This window comes from Paenibacillus sp. 22594, assembly GCF_052044425.1.
Classification (GTDB): Bacteria; Bacillota; Bacilli; order Paenibacillales; family Paenibacillaceae; genus Paenibacillus_AQ.
Map to the genome: position 1 here is coordinate 1 of NZ_JBQENA010000060.1, position 348 is coordinate 348.

A 348-nucleotide genomic window follows, 5' to 3' on the forward strand; every position below is an offset into this window, starting at 1 on the left:
GGAAGCTGGTATAGCTCAGTCCATACCCGAACGGGTAGCGGGGCTGCGAATTGGCTTCCAAGTATTGTTTGCCGCGTGAACGCTTGCCGTTGTAGTACACCGGAAGCTGACCCACATCTTTCGGCCAGGAGATGGTCAGCCGTCCGGAAGGATTCACATCTCCGAACAGAATATCCGCCACCGCATGGCCGCCCTCCTGGCCGGGATACCAGGCCTCGAGAATGGCATCCGCATGCTCCTCAATCCATGGCTCGCTCACCGGACGGCCATTGATATAGACCACAACCACCGGCTTGCCCAGCTGATGAATCTCCTTGAACAGTTCCAGCTGCACACCTGAGAGGGCCA

General features: G+C 58.0%; 1 protein-coding gene. It reads right to left on the bottom strand.

The annotated features are described in order from the left end of the window. Positions 1 to 348: glycoside hydrolase family 3 C-terminal domain-containing protein (locus tag ACTJKB_RS30995; protein ID WP_440838053.1), on the bottom strand; the 348-nt coding region annotated here is incomplete at both ends.